This window comes from Streptomyces sp. a15, from assembly GCF_059026085.1.
Window position 1 is genome coordinate 1 of sequence record NZ_JBWLKM010000207.1, and the last position, 2,006, is coordinate 2,006.

Below are 2,006 nucleotides of genomic sequence, written 5' to 3' on the forward strand. Positions count from 1 at the left end.
GACTCGTCCAGACCAGCGTGAAGAAACTCGTCAATAACAACTCGAAGTAACACAATCAGGGTCACGAGACACTAGGGCCGATCGTGAATTCGGTGCGATGTCACACTGCCGATCGGGTCGTCATCCATTTCTCGAGCCCGGCAGCGTCCAACGGCAGCGCGTCGGACAGGACTTCCGGCCCTTCGGAAGTGATCAGGATGTCGTCCTCGATGCGCACGCCGATCCCCCGCAGCTCCGGGGGCACGGTCAGGTCGTGGGCGTGGAAGTACAGGCCGGGTTCGACGGTCAGCACCATGCCGGGGGCCATCGCGGCGCCCTGGTACGCCTCGTCGGCGGCCCGCGCGCAGTCGTGCACGTCGAGGCCCAGGTGGTGGCCGATGCCGCACACCAGGTAGCGGCGATGGTGCTGGCCGGTGTCGGAGAGTGCCTCGTCCACGGAGACCGGCAGTAGCCCCCAGTCGGCGAGGCCGTGCGCGATCACCTCCATGGCGGCGTGGTGGAAGTCGGTGAACCGGCGGCCCGGGCCCACCGCCGCGAGCCCGGCCCGGTGAGCCTTCTCCACCAGGTCGTGGACCTGCCGCTGGGCGGCGGAGAACCGGCCGGAGGCCGGGAACGTGCGGGTGACGTCGGCGGTGTAGTGGCTGTCGACCTCCACGCCCAGGTCGAGCAGGAGCAGTTCGTCCGGGAGGACCGGGCCGTCGCACCGTACCCAGTGCAGCGTCGGGGCGTGCTTGCCGCTGCCGACGATCGACGCGTAGCCCGGGCCGTTGCCGTACGCGCGGGCGTACCGGTCGAAGGTGCCCTGCAGCCAGCGCTCCCCCGGGCCGTCGATCGCGGCCGGGATCTCGCGGACGACGGCGGCGAAGCCCTCGACCGTGCGGTCCACGGCCCGGCGCAGTTGGGCGACCTCCCACTCGTCCTTGTACATGCGCAGTTCGGCCAGCGTCCGGCCGGCCTCTTCGTCGACGGTCACGTGCTCGCGCAGGTCCGACAGGGGGCGTACGTCGATGCCCAGGGCTTGTGCCCAGTCGTCGAGGCCCGGTGCCGCCCCGACCCACAGCTCGCCGTACTGGGCGTCGCGCCAGAAGGCCTGCTCGCCGGGGTGGGCCGGGGGCGGCAGGTAGAGCGTGGCGTCGCCGGCCCGCAGTACGACCACGGCGTTCTCGACCGCGCAGCCCGTCACCCAGTAGAAGTCGCTGTCCGGGCGGAAGTCGTACGTCGTGTCGTTGCTGCGGACAGGGGCCTGGCCGGCGCTCAGCACCACCGTCCTGTCGGGCAGCGCGGCGGCGAGCCGGGCCCGGTGGTCGGCGGCGGCCTCGGCGGCGCCGGGGACGACGCGGGGCGTGCGGTCGGGGGTTCCCCAGCCCGTGCCCATGTAGGCGTTGAATGCGGGGATGTCGGTCAGTTTCGGGAGCTTGCCGTGAGGGAGCTTGCCGTGAGGGAGCTTGCCGTGAGGGAACGTGCCGTCACGCACCGGTGATTCCTCCTCCTGCGTCCTGCACCAGTTCGGTCAGCCGGTCGAAGACCCGCTCGTCGCCGATGCCGTCGTGTTCGTACTCGTTGGTGACCCAGGTCCGGACGTTGCCGACGCGGGATGCCGTGTCCAGTTGCAGGCCGGCGTCCACGTACATGTCGTCGTAGTACACGGCGGCGGCGACCGGGACCTCGTTGGCGGCCAGCCGGTCGAGGTCGTACAGCGGGGGCCACTTCTCGCGCTCGGCGAGCACCTCCACCGCGCCCTGGAACGGGCGTAGTTCGGCGATCTCCCGGAACATCCAGGGGTAGATCATCTCGCCGGAGAACAGCAGGGGTCTCGCGTCCTGAGCGAACCGCGGATGCCGGGCCGCTCGACCTCGGCCGCCCACGCGGTCGGGTCGGCGCCGTGCCCGTAGATGCTCTCCTGCAGATGGGGGTTCCAACTGTTCGCCATGAAGCGTGCACGAGGTCGAGTTAGCTCGATCGTGTGATGATCGGCGCCCTGGCTTGCGGCGCCCTGGGCCGTTCGG

The 2,006-nt window shown here is 70.5% G+C and carries 3 protein-coding genes; all 3 read right to left on the minus strand.

The genetic code is table 11. The features are described 5' to 3' along the window. Positions 1-100 precede the first annotated feature (100 nt). Complete coding sequence (locus AC5P09_RS51630) at positions 101-1,375, minus strand: aminopeptidase P family protein (protein WP_493880583.1); 1,275 nt, start codon at positions 1,373-1,375, stop codon at positions 101-103. A gap of 91 nt (positions 1,376-1,466) precedes the next feature. Then, entirely contained in the window at positions 1,467-1,790 is a 324-nt protein-coding gene (locus tag AC5P09_RS51635) for a hypothetical protein (protein ID WP_493880581.1), read from the minus strand. Further along, a partial coding sequence (locus AC5P09_RS51640) for a hypothetical protein (RefSeq protein ID WP_493880582.1) occupies positions 1,787-2,006 on the minus strand: 220 nt, incomplete at its 5' end. The genes AC5P09_RS51635 and AC5P09_RS51640, both read right to left, overlap by 4 nt.

Coding starts and splice junctions, on each gene's coding strand:
- AC5P09_RS51630 (WP_493880583.1), bottom strand. CDS start 1,375: ATGGGCACGGGCTGGGGAACCCCCGACCGCACGCCCCGCGTCGTCCCC.
- AC5P09_RS51635 (WP_493880581.1), bottom strand. CDS start 1,790: ATGATCTACCCCTGGATGTTCCGGGAGATCGCCGAACTACGCCCGTTC.